The organism is Streptomyces sp. NPDC051109 (assembly GCF_044455885.1).
Taxonomy (GTDB): Bacteria; Actinomycetota; Actinomycetes; order Streptomycetales; family Streptomycetaceae; genus Streptomyces.
The window spans coordinates 121561-142319 of record NZ_JBITFF010000006.1 but is presented as its reverse complement, the minus strand read 5'-3'; the positions used below and the strand labels follow the sequence as shown (position 1 = coordinate 142319).

13 protein-coding genes are annotated in these 20759 nt (G+C 69.6%); 10 read left to right on the top strand and 3 right to left on the bottom strand.

Translation table 11 applies throughout. The features are described from left to right. Positions 1-83 precede the first annotated feature (83 nt). Positions 84-1988: an amidohydrolase gene (locus ACIBAD_RS13790; protein WP_398906578.1), complete on the bottom strand. Its 1905-nt coding sequence runs from the start codon at positions 1986-1988 to the stop codon at positions 84-86. Between the two features lie 104 nt (positions 1989-2092). Between ACIBAD_RS13790 and ACIBAD_RS13785 the strand changes: the two genes are divergently transcribed. The 5 genes from ACIBAD_RS13785 to ACIBAD_RS13765 all read left to right on the top strand — a co-directional run bounded on the left by ACIBAD_RS13785 (position 2093) and on the right by ACIBAD_RS13765 (position 9681). Beyond that, positions 2093-3121 carry a LacI family DNA-binding transcriptional regulator gene (locus tag ACIBAD_RS13785; protein WP_398906575.1) on the top strand — a complete coding sequence of 343 codons (1029 nt, stop codon included), beginning with the start codon at positions 2093-2095 and terminating at the stop codon, positions 3119-3121. Positions 3122-3305: 184 nt separating this feature from the next. Continuing rightward, positions 3306-6035: an aconitate hydratase AcnA gene (acnA, locus tag ACIBAD_RS13780; protein WP_398906573.1), complete on the top strand. Its 2730-nt coding sequence runs from the start codon at positions 3306-3308 to the stop codon at positions 6033-6035. Between the two features lie 305 nt (positions 6036-6340). Further along, on the top strand, positions 6341-7765 hold the full coding sequence (gene ngcE, locus ACIBAD_RS13775) for an N-acetylglucosamine/diacetylchitobiose ABC transporter substrate-binding protein (RefSeq protein WP_398906571.1): 1425 nt from the start codon (positions 6341-6343) through the stop codon (positions 7763-7765). A 22-nt stretch (positions 7766-7787) separates the two neighbouring features. After that, positions 7788-8732: a carbohydrate ABC transporter permease gene (locus ACIBAD_RS13770; protein ID WP_134070352.1), complete on the top strand. Its 945-nt coding sequence runs from the start codon at positions 7788-7790 to the stop codon at positions 8730-8732. 13 nt (positions 8733-8745) lie between these two features. Next, on the top strand, positions 8746-9681 hold the full coding sequence (locus ACIBAD_RS13765) for a carbohydrate ABC transporter permease (protein ID WP_134070350.1): 936 nt from the start codon (positions 8746-8748) through the stop codon (positions 9679-9681). Here ACIBAD_RS13765 and ACIBAD_RS13760 read toward each other — a convergent pair. Then, a complete protein-coding gene (locus ACIBAD_RS13760; protein ID WP_398906568.1) occupies positions 9674-10408 on the bottom strand; it encodes an MgtC/SapB family protein in 735 nt (244 codons plus the stop codon). The two genes, ACIBAD_RS13765 and ACIBAD_RS13760, sit on opposite strands and share 8 nt — an antisense overlap. A gap of 33 nt (positions 10409-10441) precedes the next feature. After that, complete coding sequence (gene mgtA / locus ACIBAD_RS13755) at positions 10442-13186, bottom strand: magnesium-translocating P-type ATPase (protein ID WP_398906566.1); 2745 nt, start codon at positions 13184-13186, stop codon at positions 10442-10444. Between the two features lie 604 nt (positions 13187-13790). On the opposite strand from mgtA, the gene ACIBAD_RS13750 reads away from it, so the two are divergent. The 5 genes from ACIBAD_RS13750 to dxs all read left to right on the top strand — a co-directional run bounded on the left by ACIBAD_RS13750 (position 13791) and on the right by dxs (position 20689). Further along, a complete protein-coding gene (locus ACIBAD_RS13750; RefSeq protein ID WP_134070346.1) occupies positions 13791-14993 on the top strand; it encodes an ROK family transcriptional regulator in 1203 nt (400 codons plus the stop codon). 117 nt (positions 14994-15110) lie between these two features. Then, positions 15111-16226: a substrate-binding domain-containing protein gene (locus ACIBAD_RS13745; protein WP_166682029.1), complete on the top strand. Its 1116-nt coding sequence runs from the start codon at positions 15111-15113 to the stop codon at positions 16224-16226. A gap of 227 nt (positions 16227-16453) precedes the next feature. After that, positions 16454-17242 carry an ATP-binding cassette domain-containing protein gene (locus tag ACIBAD_RS13740; protein WP_134070344.1) on the top strand — a complete coding sequence of 263 codons (789 nt, stop codon included), beginning with the start codon at positions 16454-16456 and terminating at the stop codon, positions 17240-17242. Positions 17243-17271: 29 nt separating this feature from the next. Further along, positions 17272-18531, top strand: coding sequence for a sugar ABC transporter permease (locus ACIBAD_RS13735; RefSeq protein ID WP_134074336.1), 1260 nt, complete (start codon positions 17272-17274; stop codon positions 18529-18531). A gap of 241 nt (positions 18532-18772) precedes the next feature. After that, entirely contained in the window at positions 18773-20689 is a 1917-nt protein-coding gene (gene dxs / locus ACIBAD_RS13730) for a 1-deoxy-D-xylulose-5-phosphate synthase (RefSeq protein ID WP_134070342.1), read from the top strand. Positions 20690-20759: the final 70 nt, after the last annotated feature.

Here is a 20759-nt window from a genome sequence, read left to right as displayed (position 1 = left end):
GCAGACGGGTGTTACCGACCGTCAGATCCACCCGCCCGCTCAACGCATCACTCCTATTACGGACATCCGGCCCATCGTGCCGGTCAGTGGCCGCACGCGTGATGGCGGCCGCCGTGCACCGCCGCGTACGCCGCCGGGCGCGGTCCGGACCCCGCGCGGGCCGCCCGGGCCGCCGCGGCGCGGCCCGCCGCCGACTCCGCGTCGTGCACCACCCGGCCGCCGACCAGGGTCATCCGTACGCCGGTCCCGCTGATGTCGGCCACCGGACAGCGGGTCACATCCCGGTCCAGCAGCACCAGGTCAGCCGCCTTGCCCGGCTCCACCGTCCCCGTCAGCCCCTCCTGCCTCAGCTGCCACGCCGTCCCGGCCGTGTGCATCCGCAGCACCGAGTTCCGGCTCAGCCCCTCCAGCTCCCGGTACAGCTCGCCCGTCCCGTCCGCGCCCTGCCGGTCGATCGCGGTCCGCAGCTGGTTCCACACCTGGAGCGCGTCCACCGGCCAGTCCGAGCCGCCGGTCAGCCGGGCCCCCGCACGCTCCAGGCTGCGCGCCGGGTACATCCACCGGTGGCGCTCCGGACCGATGTACGGAAGCAGCGCATCCATCGTCCAGGTGTCCTGCGCCGCCCACTGGAGCTGCATGCAGGCCGCGACGCCCAGCTGCGCGAACCGCCGCAGATCCGCCGGGTCCACGATCTGCAGGTGGGCGACGGCGTTGCGCGCGTCCCGCTGCCCCGTCACCCGGTGGGCGTACGCGTACCCGTCCAAAGCGGTGCGAACCGCCCGGTCTCCGAGCCCGTGGGCGTGCAGCTGCCAGCCGGCCTTGTTGAACGCCGCCGTCAGCCGGCCGTAGTCGGCCGCCGAGGTGTAGAGCTCGCCCCGGTTCGCCGTCGGCTTCCCGTTCCCGTCCAGGTACGGCTCCAGCAGCGCGGCCGTCTGCGCCGGGTACTCGATGACCCCGTCCAGGAACACCTTGACCATCCCGAACCGCAGCCCCCGTACCCCCTCGAACTCCTTGCGCAGCCCGCGCGCGTACGCCAGCGCGGCCGCCGGGTCCTTGGTCTGGCCGGCGTCGAGACGGATCGCCGGCACGATCCGCTGCGGCAGCTTCCCCGCCGCCGCCAAGGCCTGGTAGAGCTCCAGCTCGTGCCGCCCGACCAGGGCGTCCATCATCGTGGTGACCCCGGACGCCGCCGCCAGCTCCAGCACCTTCGCGCAGGCCGCGACCAGTTCGGCCCGGGAGGGCTCCGGAATGTGCCGCTTCACCAGGTCCTGCGCGTCGTCCTTCAGGACGCCCGTCGGCTGCCCGTCCGGCCCCTTCACGATCCGGCCGCCGACCGGGTCCGGGGTGGCGGCCGTGATCCCGGCGATGTCCAGGGCCCGCCGGTTCACCCAGAGGTTGTGCCCGTCGCCGCCGACCAGAGCGACCGGCCTGCGGGTCGCCAGCGCGTCCAGCACCGAGTGGTGCGGCACGCTCCCGGTCGGCAGCAGCCCGACCGGATTCCAGTCCTCCACCACCAGCCAGCGGTCCGGCTCCGCGCCCGCGCCGCCGGTGTCGGCGAGGAAGCCGGCCAGCAGCTCCAGCAGCTCGGGCAGCGTGGTCTCCGCCCCCTCCAGGGAGGGGCGCAGGGACCGGTCGCCGGCGCCCAGCGGGTGCACGTGGCCGTCGTGGATGCCGCTCATCACGGTGTTCCCGCGGGCGTCGACGACCTCGGTGTCCCGCCCGACGTGCCGGCGCACCGCCGAACCGCTCCCGGCAGCCAGGATCTTCCCGTCCCGGCCCACCGCGACCGCCTCCACCGGCGCCCCGCCGCCCGTGGTCCCGGTGAACACCCGGGCGTTGTGGATCACCAGGGCGGCCGAGCCGCGCCCGCCGGAGGCGGCGGCCGCGGCCGCGGGCCCCGCGCCCAGCAGACCGGCCGCACCCGCCGCCCCGACGGCCCCGAGAAGGCCCCGCCGGGACAGGGGGGAAGAGAAGGAAGCAGAGGTCATGGCCACTCCAAACGTCGGTGTGGCCAGGACACTGTTTGATTAACCCCTTAACCAGAACCCGCCGCGGCCGACGAAATCCGCACCGCCGTCCGTACGATGACCCCGTGCCCGGCCCCGGACCGACCATCGCCGACATCGCGCGCGCCGCGGAGGTCTCCACCGCGACCGTCTCCCACGCGCTGGGCGGCACCGGCCGCGTCGGCGAGTCCACCCGCCGCCGGGTCCGCGAGGTGGCGGCCGCCCTCGGCTACAGCGCCCGCCGCGGCCCCCGCACCCGTACGCTCGGCCTCGCCGTCACCACGTACGCGGGCTCGGCCTGGAACTACGTCGAGATCGCCTACTTCTCCCGGCTGCTGACCGCCGCCACCGCGGCCGCCCACACCCGCGGCTACGCCCTCACCGTGCTGCCCGCCGACCGCGGCGCCGAGCCGCTGTGGCACACCCTGGCCGTCGACGGGATGCTGCTCCTCGACAGCCCGGCCGGCGATCCGGTGCTCCGCGCGCTGCGGGCCCGCGGCCTGCCCGTGGTCTTCGACGGCCGGCCCCCGGAGCCGCGGCCCGAGGACGTGTGGGTGGACAACGACCACGAGGCCACCACCCGCGAGGTCCTCGACCACCTCGCGGCCGCCGGGGCCGAGCGGATCGCGCTGCACTCGGCGTTCGGCCGCGAGTACTACACCGGAGCCGTCACCGCGGCCTACACCCGCTGGTGCGCGGAGCGCGGGACGGAGCAGATGGTGGTCCCCTTCGACCCCGAGGACGCCCCGGGCCGCGCCTTCGACCCCGTGTTCGCCGGGTCCGGCCGCCCCCGCCCCGACGCCGTGTACTGCGTGTACGACCCCGGCGGCCGCCAGGTGCTGGCCGCCGCCGCCCGGCACGGGCTGCGGGTACCGCACGAGCTGCTGCTCGTCTGCGCGAGCGAGGACCCCTCGTACGCGGCGGGAGACCCGCCGGTGAGCACCGTGACCCTGCGCCCGGAGGTGATCGGGGAGAGCGCCGTCGCCGCGCTGGTCGGGCTGCTCGAATCCCCGCACGCGGCGGAACCCGGCCAGCTGACCGTCCCCGCCGCGCTGACCGTGCGCACGTCGTCGCGCACGCCTCCGCGGAAGGCCGCCGGCACGCCGTCGCTGTGATCTGGCCCATGCCGTGCATGACCAGGGCGCGGCAATGCACTAGAGTTATCTCGACATCGAGATATCTGCCGAAGGCGTACCGCAGCCGCCCCTGCTGGTAAGGCTCACCTAACTTAGCCTTACCTTAGCGGATTGGCCACAGGGCGTGGCGGCAGGATTGCGGTAATACGCGCGAATTTCATGCATGAAGGAGACTGTCGTGTCGGCGAACAGCTTCGACGCCCGCAGCACGCTGCAGGTGGGCGACGAGTCGTACGAGATCTTCCGGCTGGACAAGGTTGAGGGCGCTGCCCGCCTTCCCTACAGCCTGAAGGTGCTGCTGGAGAACCTGCTCCGCACCGAGGACGGCGCGAACATCACCGCCGACCACATCCGGTCGCTCGGGAACTGGGACTCGCAGGCCCAGCCCAGCGAGGAGATCCAGTTCACGCCGGCCCGCGTGATCATGCAGGACTTCACCGGCGTCCCCTGCGTCGTGGACCTCGCCACCATGCGCGAGGCCGTGAAGGCCCTCGGCGGCGACCCGGCGAAGATCAACCCGCTCTCGCCCGCCGAGATGGTCATCGACCACTCGGTCATCGCCGACAAGTTCGGCACGAAGGACGCCTTCGCGCAGAACGTCGAGCTGGAGTACGGCCGCAACAAGGAGCGCTACCAGTTCCTGCGCTGGGGCCAGACCGCCTTCGACGACTTCAAGGTCGTCCCCCCGGGCACCGGCATCGTCCACCAGGTCAACATCGAGCACCTGGCCCGCACCGTCATGGTCCGCAACGGTCAGGCGTACCCCGACACCCTCGTCGGCACCGACTCGCACACCACCATGGTCAACGGCCTCGGCGTGCTGGGCTGGGGCGTCGGCGGCATCGAGGCCGAGGCCGCGATGCTCGGCCAGCCGGTCTCCATGCTGATCCCGCGCGTCGTGGGCTTCAAGCTGACGGGCGAGCTGCCGACCGGCACCACCGCCACCGACCTGGTGCTGACCATCACCGAGATGCTGCGCAAGCACGGCGTCGTCGGCAAGTTCGTCGAGTTCTACGGCGAGGGCGTCGCCGCCACCTCGCTGGCGAACCGCGCCACCATCGGCAACATGTCGCCGGAGTTCGGCTCCACCGCCGCGATCTTCCCGATCGACGACGAGACCCTGAAGTACCTGCGCCTGACCGGCCGCGACGCCCAGCAGGTCGCGCTCGTCGAGGCGTACGCCAAGGAGCAGGGCCTGTGGCTGGACCCGGCCGCCGAGCCGGACTTCTCCGAGAAGCTGGAGCTCGACCTCTCCACGGTCGTCCCCTCCATCGCCGGCCCGAAGCGCCCGCAGGACCGCATCGTCCTGGCCAACGCCGCCGAGCAGTTCGCGCAGGACGTGCGCAACTACGTCAGCGAGGACGAGGAGGCCGGCAAGGAGTCCTTCCCGGCGTCCGACGCCCCGGCCGCCGTCAACGGCGTGCCGACCCGCCCGACCCAGGTCACCCTGGCCGACGGCACCTCCTTCGAGATCGACCACGGCGCCGTCACCGTCGCCGCGATCACCTCCTGCACCAACACCTCGAACCCCTACGTCATGGTCGCCGCGGCGCTCGTGGCCAAGAAGGCGGTCGAGAAGGGCCTGTCCCGCAAGCCGTGGGTCAAGACCACCCTGGCCCCGGGCTCGAAGGTCGTCACCGACTACTTCGACAAGGCCGGCCTGACCCCGTACCTCGACAAGATGGGCTTCAACCTCGTCGGGTACGGCTGCACCACCTGCATCGGCAACTCCGGTCCGCTGGACGAGGAGATCTCGAAGGCGATCAACGAGCACGACCTCGCGGTCACCTCGGTGCTCTCCGGCAACCGCAACTTCGAGGGCCGGATCAACCCCGACGTCAAGATGAACTACCTGGCCTCCCCGCCGCTGGTCGTCGCGTACGCCATCGCGGGCTCCATGAAGGTGGACATCACCAAGGACGCCATCGGCATCGACACCGAGGGCAAGCCGGTCTTCCTCCAGGACATCTGGCCGTCCGAGGCCGAGGTCAACGACGTCGTGGCGAACGCCATCGGCGAGGACATGTTCAGCAAGTCCTACCAGGACGTCTTCGCGGGCGACGCCCAGTGGCAGGCGCTGTCCATCCCCACCGGCAACACCTTCGAGTGGGACCCGCAGTCCACCTACGTCCGCAAGCCCCCTTACTTCGAGGGCATGACGATGGAGACCACCCCGGTCTCCGACATCGCCGGCGCGCGCGTGCTGGCGAAGCTGGGCGACTCGGTCACCACCGACCACATCTCCCCGGCCGGTGCGATCAAGGCCGACACCCCGGCCGGCAAGTACCTCACCGAGCACGGCGTCGAGCGCCGCGACTTCAACTCGTACGGTTCCCGCCGCGGCAACCACGAGGTCATGATCCGCGGTACGTTCGCCAACATCCGCCTGCGCAACCAGATCGCGCCGGGCACCGAGGGCGGCTTCACCCGCGACTTCACCGTCGAGGGCGCGCCGGTCGCGTTCATCTACGACGCCTCCCAGAACTACCAGGCCGCCGGCATCCCGCTGGTCATCCTGGCGGGCAAGGAGTACGGCTCGGGCTCGTCCCGCGACTGGGCCGCCAAGGGCACCGCGCTGCTCGGCGTCAAGGCCGTCATCGCCGAGTCCTACGAGCGCATCCACCGCTCGAACCTGATCGGCATGGGCGTGCTCCCGCTGCAGTTCCCGGAGGGCGCCTCGGCGGCCGCGCTGGGCCTCACCGGCGAGGAGACCTTCTCCTTCACCGGTGTGGAGGAGCTGAACAACGGCACCACCCCGCGCACCGTCAAGGTCACCACCGACACCGGCGTGGAGTTCGACGCGGTCGTGCGCATCGACACCCCCGGTGAGGCGGACTACTACCGCAACGGCGGCATCATGCAGTACGTGCTCCGCAACCTCATCCGAGGCTGAGCTCCGTAGCGGCACCAAAGGGCCGTATCCCCGTCAAGGGGGTGCGGCCCTTCCGCTTTTTCCGGCCCGGGCCAGGTTTCGGGGAGGTCTCAACTCGGAAAAGCTGACGGACAACCGTGTGCATGATCTTGCTCACATGAACGGAAGTGGACTATACCTGTGCCTCGTCCGGATCATCGCGCTACGAGCGGCACCGGACCGGGGGGACGGCGGGGACCTGCGGTGATGTCCGTATGTGCGGTGACCACGGGCATTCGTCGAGTCCCGGCTTCCTTCACACTTCTGACGAAGGCGAGGACATGAGCATGGGATCCACTGGTGAGGGCATCGGCCGCCGTGACCTGATCAAGCGCTCCGCGGCACTGGGACTGATCTCGGTGCCCACGATGAGCTTCCTGTCCGCCTGTGCCTCCGGCGGCGAGGACACTATGAAGGGGCCGGACAAGGGCGCGGTGACCAAGGAGAACCCGTTCGGCGTCGCCAAGGGCGGCAAGCTCGACGTCGTCGTCTTCAAGGGCGGGTTCGGCGACGACTACGCGAAGGCCTGGGAAGCCGCCTTCGACAAGAAGTGGGGCACCACCAGCTCCCACCTGGGCACCCAGGAGATCGCCGCCAAGCTCCAGCCCCGCTTCAACGGAGGCAACCCGCCGGACGTCATCGACGACTCGGGAGCCCAGCAGATCAAGGTCGACGTCCTCGCCAAGGGCGGCCAGCTCGCCGAGCTCACTCCGGTGCTCGACGCGCCCTCGCTCGACGACCCGGCCAAGAAGGTCCGGGACATGCTGATCCCCGGCACCGTCGAACAGGGCACCCAAGGCGGAAAGTTCGTCGCCCTCTACTACGTCTACACCGTGTTCGGCTTCTGGTACTCGGGCAAGCTCTTCAAGGAGAAGGGCTGGGCCGAGCCGAAGACCTGGGACGAGTTCCTCGACATCTGCACCAAGGCCAAGGCCGCAGGCATCGGCGGCCTCGCCCACCAGGGCAAGTACCCGTACTACATCAATGTCGTCATCATGGACCTGATCGCCAAGAAGGGCGGTCTGGAGGCCATGAAGGCGATCGACAACCTGGAGCCGAACGCCTTCGAGGGCAACCCCGCCGCCCTCGCCGCCGTCGAGGCGGTCTACGAGGTCGTCGAGAAGGACCTGCTGATGGCCGGCACCAACGGCCTCACCCACACGGAGTCCCAGACCGCGTGGAACCAGTACAAGGCGGCCTTCATCCCCTCCGGCTCCTGGCTGGAGAACGAGCAGCTCAAGCAGACCCCGGACGACTTCGACATGAAGTTCCTGCCGGTGCCGACGCTCGCCGACAGCAAACTGCCCTTCGAGGCCATCCGGGCCGGCGCCGGCGAGCCCTTCATCGTCCCCGAGAAGGCCGCCAACAAGGCCGGCGGCCTGGAGTTCCTCCGATCGATGCTGTCGCGCGAATGGTCGACCCTCTTCGCCCAGCAGGCCAACTCCCTCACCGTGGTCAAGGACGGCGTCGACCCGAACGTCAAGCTGCGCCCGGGCACGGCGTCGGCGGTCGCGGCCGTCAAGACGGCCGGGGCGAACACCTTCAACTACCTGTACCCCGACTGGTACAGCGAGATGGACACCGAGATCCAGAACGCGTCCAATGAGCTGATGGCCAAGCGGATCCAGCCAAAGGAATGGATCAAGCGGGCCCAGGCTGCGGTAGACAAGGCTGCCAAGGACCCGAACGCCAAGAACAACCACCGCAGCTGACATCGTCCAAGGGACGGACACCATGAGCCAAGTAGCCCAGGGCAGGGGAAGGATCGGCTTCATCGCCGGCTTCCTCATCCTGCCGCTCGCGCTGTACCTGACTTTCGTCATCTGGCCGTACATTCAGACGTTCGGCTACTCCTTCACCAACTGGTCCGGACAGTCGCCCACGTTCGACTTCGTCGGCCTGGACAACTACTCCGCGCTGATGAAGGACGAGGTCTTCCGCGGAGCCCTGTGGCACAACCTGCTGCTCCTCGTGTTCGTCCCGACCGTCACCATCCTGCTGGCCCTCTTCTTCGCCTTCATGGTGAACGCAGGAGGGCGCAGCGGGGCGGGCGGGGTGCGGGGCGTCCGCGGCTCCTCCGTCTACAAGATCGTCTACTTCTTCCCGCAGGTCCTGTCGCTGGCCATCCTCGCCGTGCTGTTCGGCGCGGTGTACCGCAGCGACGAGGGCGGGCTGCTGAACGGATTCCTCACCAAGCTGGGCCTGGTGGATCCGGCCCACCCCGTCGAATGGCTCAACCAGCCGAACCTCGTGCTGTGGTGCCTGCTCCTGGTGGTGGTCTGGCACGGAGTCGGCTTCTACCTGGTCCTCTTCTCGGCCGCCATGCAGTCCGTACCCAAGGACATCTACGAGGCCGCCCTGCTCGACGGAGCCGGGCGCGCCCAGACCTTCCTCAAGGTCACCCTGCCCCTGCTGTGGGACTCCGTACAGACCTCGGCGGTCTACCTGGGCATCGCCGCCATGGACATGTTCGTGCTGGTGTCGACCATGACGTCCGGCCAGTTCGGCGGCGGGCCCGACCACCACAGCGAGGTCATGGCCACGGTGCTGATGCGCAACTTCCTCTACTTCGGCAAGAGCGGCTACGCCTGCGCCATGGGCGTGGTCATGCTCGTCCTGACCATGATCCTCTCCGTCGTCACGCTGCGCGCCACGCGCCGCGAGCGCATCGAGTTCTGAGAGGGGTCCCACGATGAGTGCACAGCCCACAGTGATCAAGGCACCGGGCGAGGCCTCGGCCGAGCGGTCCGGCGGCAGCGGCCGCCCCAAGGAGGGCGCGAAGAGCGGCTCCGACGGCATGGTGCTCAACGTCTTCTCCCACGGGTTCCTCGCCGTCTGGGCCATACTGATCGTCCTGCCCCTGATCTGGCTGGCGCTCGGCTCGTTCAAGACCGACTCCCAGATCGGCGGCTCGGCCCTCAGCTGGCCCTCCAACTGGCACCTCGACGCCTTCTCCCGGGCCTGGGACAAGGGCATCGGCGACTACTTCGCCCACACGCTGATCGTGATGGTGTTCTCGGTCCCGCTGACCATGCTGCTGGGCTCGATGGCGGCGTACGTACTGGCCCGCTACCCGTTCCCGGGGAACCGGCTCTTCTACTACTTCTTCGTCAGCGGGGCCATGTTCCCCGTCTTCCTGGCGCTCGTCCCGCTGTTCTTCATGGTCAAGCGCCTGGACATGCTCAACACGTACCAGGGTCTGATCCTGGTCTACGTGGCCTACTCGATGCCGTTCACCGTCTTCTTCATGCACTCGTTCTTCCGCACGCTGCCGACGGCCGTGCACGAGGCGGCGGTGATCGACGGGGCCTCCGACACCCGGATCTTCTTCCAGGTGATGCTGCCGATGGCCAAGCCCGGCCTGATCAGCGTCGGGATATTCAATGTCCTGGGCCAGTGGAACCAGTACATCCTGCCCTCCGTGCTGATGCAGCCGCAGACCGGATCGGACCCCGAGCGCTACATGCTCACCCAGGGCCTGATCCAGCTGCAGTACCAGATGGGGTACGAGACGGACCTGCCGGTGCTGTTCGCCGGCGTGACCATCGCGATGATCCCGATGCTGGTGGTCTACCTGTCCTTCCAGCGGCAGATCCAGGCCGGCCTGACCTCGGCCACCCTCAAGTAGCGGAAACCGACGGGTCGGGCACCACCGACCAGCTGACCGCCGAGACGGACGGGTCGAGCGAGAGGTTGCTGACCGCTTCCTCCAGCATCCGGCCCCCCGCCGCCCCCTCGGCGGTCAGCAGCGCCGACACCGTCACCAGGCCGGCCTCCGGGCCGTCCTGGCTGCGGATCGAGCGCAGCGTGTAGCCGGGCCGGCCGAGCGCGTCGACGAGCCGGTGGCGGATGTGGGCCTCCTCCGCCTCCAGGCACACGGCCTCGAAGTGGAAATCGGTGGCCACCTCCGCACCGCCGCGCGGCTCGCGGTCCAGACGCCGGCCCAGCGGGCGGAGCAGGAGGTTGGCCCCCACCACGCCCGCCGTGCCGAAGGCCGCCAGGACGAACATCCCGGTGCCGGCCAGGCAGCCCACGGCCGCCGAACACCACAGCGTGGCGGCCGTGTTCAGGCCCCGTACGCTCAGCCCGTCTCGCATGATCACGCCGGCGCCCAGGAAGCCGATGCCCGAGACGATCTGGGCGGCGACCCGGGAGCCGTCGTACTGCACCTGCGAGACGGCGCCGATGAACCCGTACTGCGAGAGCAGCACGAACAGCGCCGCCCCGCCCGCCACCAGGGCGTTCGTCCGCAGTCCGGCCAGCCGGGCGCGCCACTGCCGCTCCAGGCCGATCGCCGCACCGAAGCCGAGCGCGGCGGCCAGGTGCCCGGCCATCTCCCATTCGTCGAGCAGCACCGGCTCCTCCCTCCTCCGGACTTCCGCCGGGCCTTACAGCCAGGTGCCGAACTTGCGGATGTACAGGGTCTTCAGGAGCTGCGTGAGCGTGCAGTACGCCAGCAGCACGCCGATCAGCCACGGGAAGTAGCTCGCCGGCAGGGCCACGAAGCCCAGCGAGCCGGCCAGCGGCGAGAAGGGCAGGTACAGCCCGGTCAGCACCGCGAGGACGGTCATCACCATCACCGGCCAGGAGGCGCGGGACTGGACGAAGGGGATCTTCCGGGTGCGGATCATGTGGACGATCAGGGTCTGCGAGAGCAGGCCCTCGATGAACCAGCCGGACTGGAACAGCGCCTGGTGCGCCTCGCTGTCGGCCCCGAACACGTTCCACATGACCACGAACATCGCGATGTCGAAGATCGAGCTGATCGGGCCGATGCAGACCATGAACCGGCCGATGCCCTTGGCGTCCCAGTTGCGGGGCTTGCGCAGGTACTCCTCGTCCATCCGGTCCCACGGCGTCGCCAGCTGCGCGATGTCGTAGACCAGGTTCTGCACCAGCAGCATGATCGCGAGCATCGGCTGGAACGGGATGAACGCGCTCGCCACCAGGACCGAGAACACGTTGCCGAAGTTCGAGGACGCGGTCATCTTGATGTACTTGATCGTGTTGCCGAACGTGGTCCGGCCCTGGATCACGCCCTGCTCCAGGACGGTCAGGTCCTTCTCCAGCAGGATGATGTCCGCCGACTCCTTGGCGATGTCGACCGCGGTGTCGACGGAGATGCCGACATCGGCGTCGCGCAGCGCGGCGGCGTCGTTGATGCCGTCCCCGAGGAAGCCGACGGTGCGCCCGTCGGCCTGCAGGGCCCGTACGATCCTGGCCTTCTGGACGGGGTTGACCTTGGCGAAGACCGTCGTACGTGCGGCCAGCGCGCGCAGCGCCGTGTCGTCGAGGGCGTCGATCTCGGTGCCGAGCACCACGTGCCCGACGTCGAGGCCGACGTCCGCGCAGACCCGGGCGGCCACGAGGTCGTTGTCGCCGGTGACGACCTTGACCGCGATGCCCTTGTCGGCCAGGGCCTGCAGGGCCCGGGCGGCGTCGGCCTTCGGCGGGTCGAGGAAGGCGAGGAAGCCGACCAGGGTCAGCTGCTCCTCGTCCGCGACGGAGTAGGTCTCGCGCGGGGTGTCCATGGTGCGCGTGGCGACGGCGAGGACGCGCAGGCCCTGGCGGTTGTTCTCCTCGGCGATGCGGGTGACGTGGCTGCGCAGCTGGTCCGTGAGCCGGACCTGCTCGCCGCGGTCGCGCACGTGGGTGCAGAGGTCCAGGACCTCCTCCACCGCACCCTTGGTGATCACGACGTGCTCGGGGCGGCCGAGGCCGCCGACGATGCTGTTGCGGCGCAGGACCACGGACATCCGGCGGCGGGCGAAGTCGAAGGGGATCTCGTCGACCATGGAGAACCGTGCATCGACGACAACCTCCTCGGCCTCGTCCACGCGGTTGACGACCGCCTGGTCCATCAGGTTCTTCAGGCCGGTCTGGAAGTGCGAGTTGAGGTAGCCGTACTCCAGGACCTCGTTGTCCTCGTTGCCGTGCACGTCCAGGTAGCGGTCCAGGACGATCCGGTCCTCGGTGAGGGTGCCGGTCTTGTCCGTGCACAGCACGTCCATCGCGCCCAGGTTCTGGATCGCGTTGAGCCGCTTGACGACGACCTTGCGCTGCGACATGGCGACGGCGCCGCGCGCCAGGTTGGCGGAGACGACCATCGGCAGCATCTCGGGGGTCAGGCCGACGGCGACGGCGATGCCGAAGAGGAAGGCCTCGTCCCAGTCGCCCTTGGTGAGGCCGTTGATCGCGAACACGACCGGGACCATGACCAGCATGAAGCGGATCAGCAGGAAGCTGACCTTGCGCACGCCGTTGTCGAAGTTGGTCTGCGGGCGCTCGCCGACCAGGGAGCCGGCCATCGAGCCGAAGTAGGTGTCGGCGCCGGTGGCGACGACCACGCCGGTGGCGGTGCCGGAGGTGACCGAAGTCCCCATCAGGCAGAGGTTGTCGGCCTCGACCGGGTCGGCGGTCTCGAACTGGCCGAGGTCCTCCACGGGGGTCCCCCCGGCGGAGCGGGGCGGAGCGTCGGCCTTCGCGACCGGCAGGGACTCGCCGGACAGCGCGGCCTGGCTGACCATCAGGTCCTTGGAGGTGATGAGCCGCAGGTCGGCCGGGATCAGGTCGCCGGCGGCCAGCTTCACCACGTCGCCCGGGACCACCTGGTCCATGGGCACCTCGAAGGTGGTGGGCGCCGAACCGCTGCCGGCCCGGCGCTGCACCGCGCAGGTGGTGGTGACGAGCTTCTTCAGCGCGTCGGCGGCCCGGCCGGAGCGGAACTCCTGCCAGAAGCGCAGCAGTCCGCTGATCCCCACCATCACGGAGAGGATGACGACGCCCGGATCGGCCGGGTCCTGCCACCACATGACGGCGGCGAGGAATACGAGGACGGCGATGAAGGGGTTCCGGAACGCCTTCGCCAGCTGCACCCACCAGCGCGGGGCGCGATCGTGGGCGACGGTGTTGGCGCCGTGCCGCTCCAGGCGCAGGGCCGCCTCGGCGTGCGTGAGGCCGCTGCGGGTGGCGCCGAGCTCCTGGAGGACCTGGACGCCCGGGCGGGTGCTGAATCCGGTGAGCTGCTCGCCGGCGAGCCGTGTGCGGCTCTCCAGCTCGGCGGCCTTGCGCTCGCGGCGGCCCTTGCCCGGCGGTGCGAGCTTGGCGGGGGTACGGGGAGTGAGCATGGTCATGACGAATACCTCCCTCCACCGCGTCCGGGCAGCGCGAAGCCGCACGGTCACGTGGAGTGATCACGGGTCGGCGCGAGGCGGCGCTGACCGCCGCCGGGCACGCCGAGAGGCATGGATGGCGCACGCCCGGAACAAGCGCCGGGGCATGCGGAAGGAAAGGGAGGGGGAGGAAGAAGGAAGGAATGCAGAACCGCACGGGGCAGCGGTGTGCCGCAGCCGTACCGCGGTGTACCGCGGCCGTGCGCACTCAGGGAAAGATCAGCCGATCAGGTCAGCCGGCGAGAGCGCTGCAAAGACTTCGATCGGGACTCATCCCGAACACCTCCTTGCGTAGCGCCGTCAGTACAGGGCACCCGATCCGGCCCGAAAGCCGCAGAGAACCGGTTGCCTCAGCGACCGTAACACGATCCAGAGGGATGTCTTTCATACTTATGACCGGTAGTAGCCGATTCGTTCTGCGTCAGCCTCTTGACGTCTGGAGGGGCAAAGGCTCGACTTAAGGTTCACAAGTTGGAGAGACGCCGGGGTCTCGGAGCGCCAAGCCGCGACCGCCGGCTCGGGGGGCGACGGCCAGCCGTCGCTAATGGGCAGGAGTGGATGAGTCGTGCAGACTCCCGGATCGCAGTCTTCACTGCACCGCGCGAATCTCGAACGGGTCGTGCGGGCGGTGCGGCTCGCGGGTTCGCTGACCCAGGCGGAGATCGCCCGGTCCACCGGACTGTCGGCGGCCACGGTCTCCAACATCGTCCGCGAGCTCAAGGACGGTGGGACCGTCGAGGTCACGGACACCTCGGCCGGCGGCCGGCGGGCGCGCAGCGTCTCGCTCAGCGGTGACGCGGGCATCGTGATCGGCGTGGACTTCGGTCACACCCACCTGCGGGTGGCCGTCGGCAACCTCGCCCACCAGGTCCTGGCCGAGGAGTCCGCCCCGCTGGACGTGGACGCGTCCTGGGCGGACGGCTTCGACCGGGCGGAAACCCTGGTCGGAGAGCTGATCGCGGGCATCGGAGTGGGCCTGGAGAAGGTCATCGGCGTCGGGCTCGGCGTCCCGGGCCCCATCGACGTGGAATCCGGGACCCTGGGCTCCACCGCGATCCTGCCTGGCTGGGCCGGGATCAACCCGCGCCAGGAGCTCTCGCAGCGCCTCGGCGTGCCCGTGTACGTGGACAACGACGCCAACCTCGGAGCGCTCGGGGAGCTGGTGTGGGGGAGCGGCCGGGGGGTCAAGGACCTGGCGTACATCAAGGTCGCGAGCGGGGTGGGCGCCGGCCTCGTGATCAACGGCCAGATCTACCGGGGGCCCGGCGGCACCGCCGGCGAGATCGGGCACATCACCCTGGACGAGTCCGGCCCGGTCTGCCGCTGCGGCAACCGCGGCTGCCTGGAGACCTTCGCGGCGGCCCGGTACGTGCTGCCGCTGCTGCAGAGCACGCACGGGCCCGAGCTCACCATGGAGCGGGTGGTCGAACTGGCCCGGGAGGGTGATCCGGGCTGCCGCCGGGTGATCGCCGACGTGGGCCGCCATGTGGGTAGTGGTGTCGCGAACCTGTGCAACGTACTCAACCCGAGCCGGGTGGTGCTCGGGGGTTCGCTGGCGGAGGCCGGTGAACTGATCCTGGCGCCCATACGTGAGTCCGTGGGGAGGTATGCGATCCCCAGCGCGGCACGCCAACTGTCCGTTCTCACGGGGTCGTTGGGCGGCCGGGCCGAGGTGCTGGGAGCGCTGGCCCTGGTGCTGAGCGAGATGGGCGATTCGACCCTTCTGGCCGGTTCGCCGACCCTGAAGCTCTTGCCTTCAGTTAGATAACGGATGGCACCGTTGTCATCTCGTTAAGGATTCACTCCTTGACGACAAACTGCGGCCGAGGTTGACTCACGTCCACCTCGGCCGCAATGTTGCGGCCTCGTCAGGGAGGTTCAGGAAATGAACACGCGTATGCGCAGAGCCGCCGTTGCCGTAGCCGCCACCGCCATGGCCGCTTCCCTTGCCGCCTGTGGCAGCGCCAAGGAGGCCGGCGAGAAGCCGAAGGAGTCCGGCTCCGCCGCCGCGGGTGGCGCGATCAAGATCGGTCTGCTCCTGCCGGAGAACCAGACCGCGCGTTACGAGAAGTTCGACAAGCCGCTCTTCGAGAAGAAGGTCGCCGAACTCACCGGCGGCAAGGCCGAGGTGGTCTACGCCAACGCCAAGCAGGACGCGACCACGCAGAACTCGCAGGTCGACACGATGATCACCAACAAGGTGAACGTCCTCGTCGTCGACGCGGTCGACTCCAAGGCCATCGCCGGCTCGGTCAAGAAGGCCAAGGAGGCGGGCATCCCCGTCGTGGCCTACGACCGCCTCGCCGAGGGTCCGATCGACGCGTACACCTCCTTCGACAACGAAGAGGTCGGCAAGGTCCAGGGCAAGGCCCTGCTGGAGGCCCTGGGCGACAAGGCCGGCTCCGGCCAGATCGTCATGATGAACGGCTCGGTCACCGACCCGAACGCCGCCCTCTTCAAGAAGGGCGCGCACTCCGTCCTCGACGGCAAGGTGACCGTCGGCAAGGAGTACGACACCAAGGAGTGGAAGCCGGAGAACGCCAATACCAACATGGCGGGTGCGATCTCCGCGATCGGCAAGGACAAGATCGTCGGCGTCTACTCCGCCAACGACGGCATGGCCGGCGGCATCATCACCGCCCTCAAGGCGGCCGGCATGGACCCCCTGCCCCCGGTCACCGGCCAGGACGCGGAACTCGCCGGTGTGCAGCGGATCGTCGCGGGCGAGCAGTTCATGAGCGTCTACAAGCCGTACGCCCCCGAGGCCGAGGCCGCCGCGAAGATGGCCGTCGCGCTCGCCAAGGGCGAGAAGCTGGAGGGTGTCACCACCTCCACGGTCGACAGCCCCAGCACCAAGGGCGTCCCCTCGGTCCTGGTCCCCGTCGTCTCGCTGACCAAGAACAACATCAAGGACACTGTCATCAAGGACGGTGTCTACACGGCCGACGAGATCTGCACCGACAAGTACGCGGCCGCCTGCGCCACCCTCGGCCTGAAGTAGGCCCTCCGGGCCTGACCCAGGTCCTCGGGCCTCACCCAGGCCCCGTCGTCCCGCCGACCGGAGGCCCGCCCCCGCGGCCTTCGGTCCACCGGGACCCCCGCGCCTGCCCGGCGCCCCGCCCCCTCCTTCCCCGCCACCCGCGGGGCGCCGGGCAGAAACGATTACCCCACCCCACCCCGCTCCTGCACTTATTGCACGACATCCCCGCCGGTCAGGCGGCGAAGGAGATGGTTCATGTGTCCGCTGCGCCCGTGCTGGCGTTGCGAGGGGTCTCGAAGCGATTCGGTGCCGTTCAGGCGCTCACCGATGTAGAGCTCGAGATCCATTCCGGCGAGGTGGTCGCCCTGGTCGGCGACAACGGCGCCGGCAAGTCCACGCTCGTCAAGACGATCGCCGGCGTCCACCCCATCGATGACGGAGTCATCGAGTGGGAAGGCAAGCCGGTCTCGATCACCAAGCCCCACGACGCCCAGAACCTGGGCATCGCGACGGTCTACCAGGACCTCGCGCTGTGCGACAACATCGATGTCGTCGGCAACCTCTTCCTGGGCCGCGAGCTCAAGCGCCGCGGCGTCCTGGACGAGGTGGAGATGGAGCGCCGCGCCCGCGAGCTCCTGACCACCCTGTCCATCCGGATCCCCAGTGTCCGCATCCCCATCGCCTCGCTCTCCGGCGGTCAGCGCCAGACCGTGGCGATCGCCCGCTCGATGCTCGGCGAGCCCAAGCTCGTCATCCTCGACGAGCCCACCGCGGCCCTCGGCGTCGAGCAGACCGCACAGGTCCTCGACCTGGTGGAGCGGCTGCGCGAGCGCGGCCACGCCGTCATCCTCATCAGCCACAACATGGCCGATGTGAAGGCCGTCGCCGACAAGGTGGCGGTCCTGCGGCTGGGCCGCAACAACGGCGTCTTCACCGTCAAGGACACGTCGCAGGAAGAGATCATCTCCGCCATCACGGGTGCCACGGACAACGCCGTGACCCGTCGCGCGGCCCGCACCGGGGAGGCTCGCAAGTGAGCACCGAACACCACACCTCGGCGGAAGACGTGGCCAAGCTGGCCAACCCCGCCGCCCCGGCGGACGCCATTCCCGCGGTGGACCCGCGCCTGCTCGTGCGCGAGCAGGGCCTGTCCGGCTACCTGAGCGAGTTCGGCCGCAAGATGAAGGCCGGCGACCTGGGCTCCGTCCCGGTCGTCATCGGCCTGGTCATCATCTGGGCCATCTTCCAGGGTCTGAACTCGAACTTCCTGTCCCCGGAGAACCTCACCAACATCGCGATCACGATGGTCGCCACCGGCATGATGGCCGTGGGCATCATCTTCGTGCTCCTGCTCGGCGAGATCGACCTGTCGGTCGGCTCCGTCAGCGGTGTCTCGGGTGCGATCTTCGCCGTCCTGGCCGTGACCCACGGGGTCAACCAGTGGGTGGCGATCCTGGCAGCGGTCGCCGGCGGCGCCCTGATCGGCTCGATCCACGGCTTCTTCTTCGCCAGGATCGGCGCACCCGCCTTCGCGGTCACCCTGTCGGGCCTGCTCTTCTGGTCCGGCGCCATGCTGCAGATCCTCGGCAGCAACGGCACGATCAACATCGACCCCGACGGTCCGGTGGGCCAGCTCACCACGTACTTCTTCACGGACGTGGCGGCCGGCTACGGCCTCGCCGCGGTCGCGGTGATCGGGTACTTCCTGGCCAGCTTCTTCGACAACCGCCGCCGCGAGGCAGCGGGGGTCCCGTCCCGCCCGATGAGCGAGATCGCCCTGCGCACGGGTCTGCTGGCCCTGTTCACGTTCGGTCCCGCCGCGGTGTTCAACCAGTACAAGGGCCTCCCGCTCGCGGTGGTGCTCTTCGTGCTGGTGCTGGTCGGCACGGACTTCCTCCTGCGCCGTACCTCGTTCGGCCGCAACATCTTCGCGCTCGGCGGCAGCGTCGAGGCCTCCCGGCGCGCGGGCATCAACGTCGCCGGGATCCGCATCGCGGTCTTCGCCATCGCCGGCACCTTCGCCGCCGTCGGCGGGCTCTTCTGGGCCTCCAAGATCGCGGCGGCCAACCAGAGCGCCGGCGCCGGCGACCTGCTGATGAACGTGATCGCGGCGGCCGTGATCGGCGGCACCAGCCTCTTCGGCGGCCGGGGCCGCACCTGGAACGCCCTCCTCGGTGTCATGGTCATCACCTCGATCCAGTACGGTCTGGCTCTCCAGGGCATCGCCACCCCGATCCAGTACATGATCACCGGTGCGGTGCTGCTGGCCACCGTGGTGATCGACTCGGTCACCCGCAAGACCCAGAAGACGGCCGGACGCGCCTGACACCGCGTCCGGTGCGGTAAGAACGATCACAGTGCCCGGTGCCACTTCGTGTGGCGCCGGGCACCCGTGCGTACATATGTGCGTACGACTGTGCGGGTATACGCCCGTTTGGGATGTGTGACCTCGTGATGGTGTGTACATGTATGACAAAGGTGTGACCCGCCAGGGACCGCCCGATGACCGCCGCCGCGAGCGGAACATTAGACTCGACAGACCAGCCAGCAACTGCAAGGAGGCACGGGTGCTGCTGACCCGCATCAAGGGACCGCGCGATCTGGACCGGCTCAGCCAGGAGGAGCTCGACCAGCTCGCCGCCGAGATCAGGTCCTTCCTCGTCGACGCCGTCTCCAAGACCGGCGGGCACCTCGGCCCCAACCTCGGGGTGGTCGAACTGACGATCGCCCTGCACCGGGTCTTCGACTCGCCCAAGGACAAGGTCCTCTTCGACACCGGCCACCAGGCCTACGTCCACAAGCTGCTCACGGGCCGCCAGGACTTCGGCGGCCTGCGCACCAAGGGCGGCCTGTCCGGCTACCCCTCGCGCGCCGAGTCCGACCACGACGTCATCGAGAACTCGCACGCCTCCACCGTGCTGGGCTGGGCCGACGGCCTGGCCAAGGCCAACGAGGTGCTCGGCCGCGAGGACCACCACGTCGCCGCCGTCATCGGCGACGGCGCACTGACCGGAGGCATGGCCTGGGAGGCGCTGAACAACATCGCCGCCGCCAAGGACCGCCCGCTGGTCATCGTCGTCAACGACAACGAGCGCTCGTACGGCCCCACCATCGGCGGCCTCGCGAACCACCTGGCCACCCTGCGCACCACGGACGGCTACGAGCGCTTCCTGGCCCGCGGCAAGGAGCTCCTGGAGCGCACCCCGGTCGTGGGGAAGCCTCTCTTCGAGACCCTGCACGGCGCCAAGAAGGGCCTCAAGGACTTCATCGCCCCGCAGGGCATGTTCGAGGACCTGGGCCTGAAGTACATCGGTCCCATCGACGGCCACGACATCGAGGCCCTGGAGTCGGCCCTGCAACGCGCCAAGCGCTTCAGCGGCCCGGTCATCGTGCACTGCCTGACCCAGAAGGGCCGCGGCTACACCCCGGCCCTGGAGCACGAGGCGGACCGCTTCCACGCGGTCGGCGTGATCCACCCGGACACCGGCCTGCCCGTCAAGACCGCCGCCGCCAGCTGGACCTCCGTCTTCGCCGACGAGATGGTCAAGCTGGGCCACGAGCGCCCGGACGTCGTCGGCATCACCGCCGCCATGCTCCACCCGGTCGGCCTGAACAAGTTCGCCGAGGCCTTCCCGGACCGCATCTACGACGTGGGCATCGCCGAGCAGCACGGCGCCACCTCGGCGGCGGGCCTCGCCACCGGCGGGGTCCACCCGGTCTTCGCGGTCTACGCGACCTTCCTCAACCGCGCCTTCGACCAGGTCCTGATGGACGTCGCCCTGCACAAGTGCGGGGTCACCTTCGTCCTGGACCGCGCCGGTGTCACCGGTGACGACGGGGCCTCCCACAACGGCATGTGGGACATGTCGATCCTCCAGGTCGTCCCCGGCCTGCGCCTCGCCGCCCCGCGCGACGCCGAACAGCTGCGCGCCCAGCTCCGCGAGGCCGTCGAGGTCAAGGACGCCCCGACCGTCGTGCGCTACTCCAAGGGCGTCGTCGGCCCGGCCGTCCCGGCCGTCGGCCGGATCGGCGGCATGGACGTACTGCGCACCCCGGCCCCCGAGGTCACCCGTCCGGACGTACTGCTCGTCTCGGTCGGCGCACTGGCCCCGATGTGCCTGGAGATCGCCGACCTGCTCGACAAGCAGGGCATCTCCACGACCGTCGTCGACCCCCGCTGGGTCAAGCCCGTGGACGAGGCCCTGGCCCCGCTCGCGGACCGGCACCGCGTGGTCGTCACCGTCGAGGACAACGGCCGCACCGGCGGTGTGGGCTCCGCCGTCGCGCAGGCGCTGCGCGACGCGGGCGTCGACGTACCGCTGCGCGATTTCGGCATCCCGCAGCGCTTCCTCGACCACGCCCTGCGCAAGGAGATCATGGCCGAGATCGGCCTGACCGCGCCGGACATCGCCCGGCAGGTCACCGGTCTGGTCGCCAAGCTGGACGGGCGCTACGACAACGAGCCGGCCGCCACCGTCGACTAGTCGACCAAAACGCGCGGTTGCACGTCACGGGCCGGGAGATCACCCTTGAAGGGTGGGCCTCCCGGCCCGT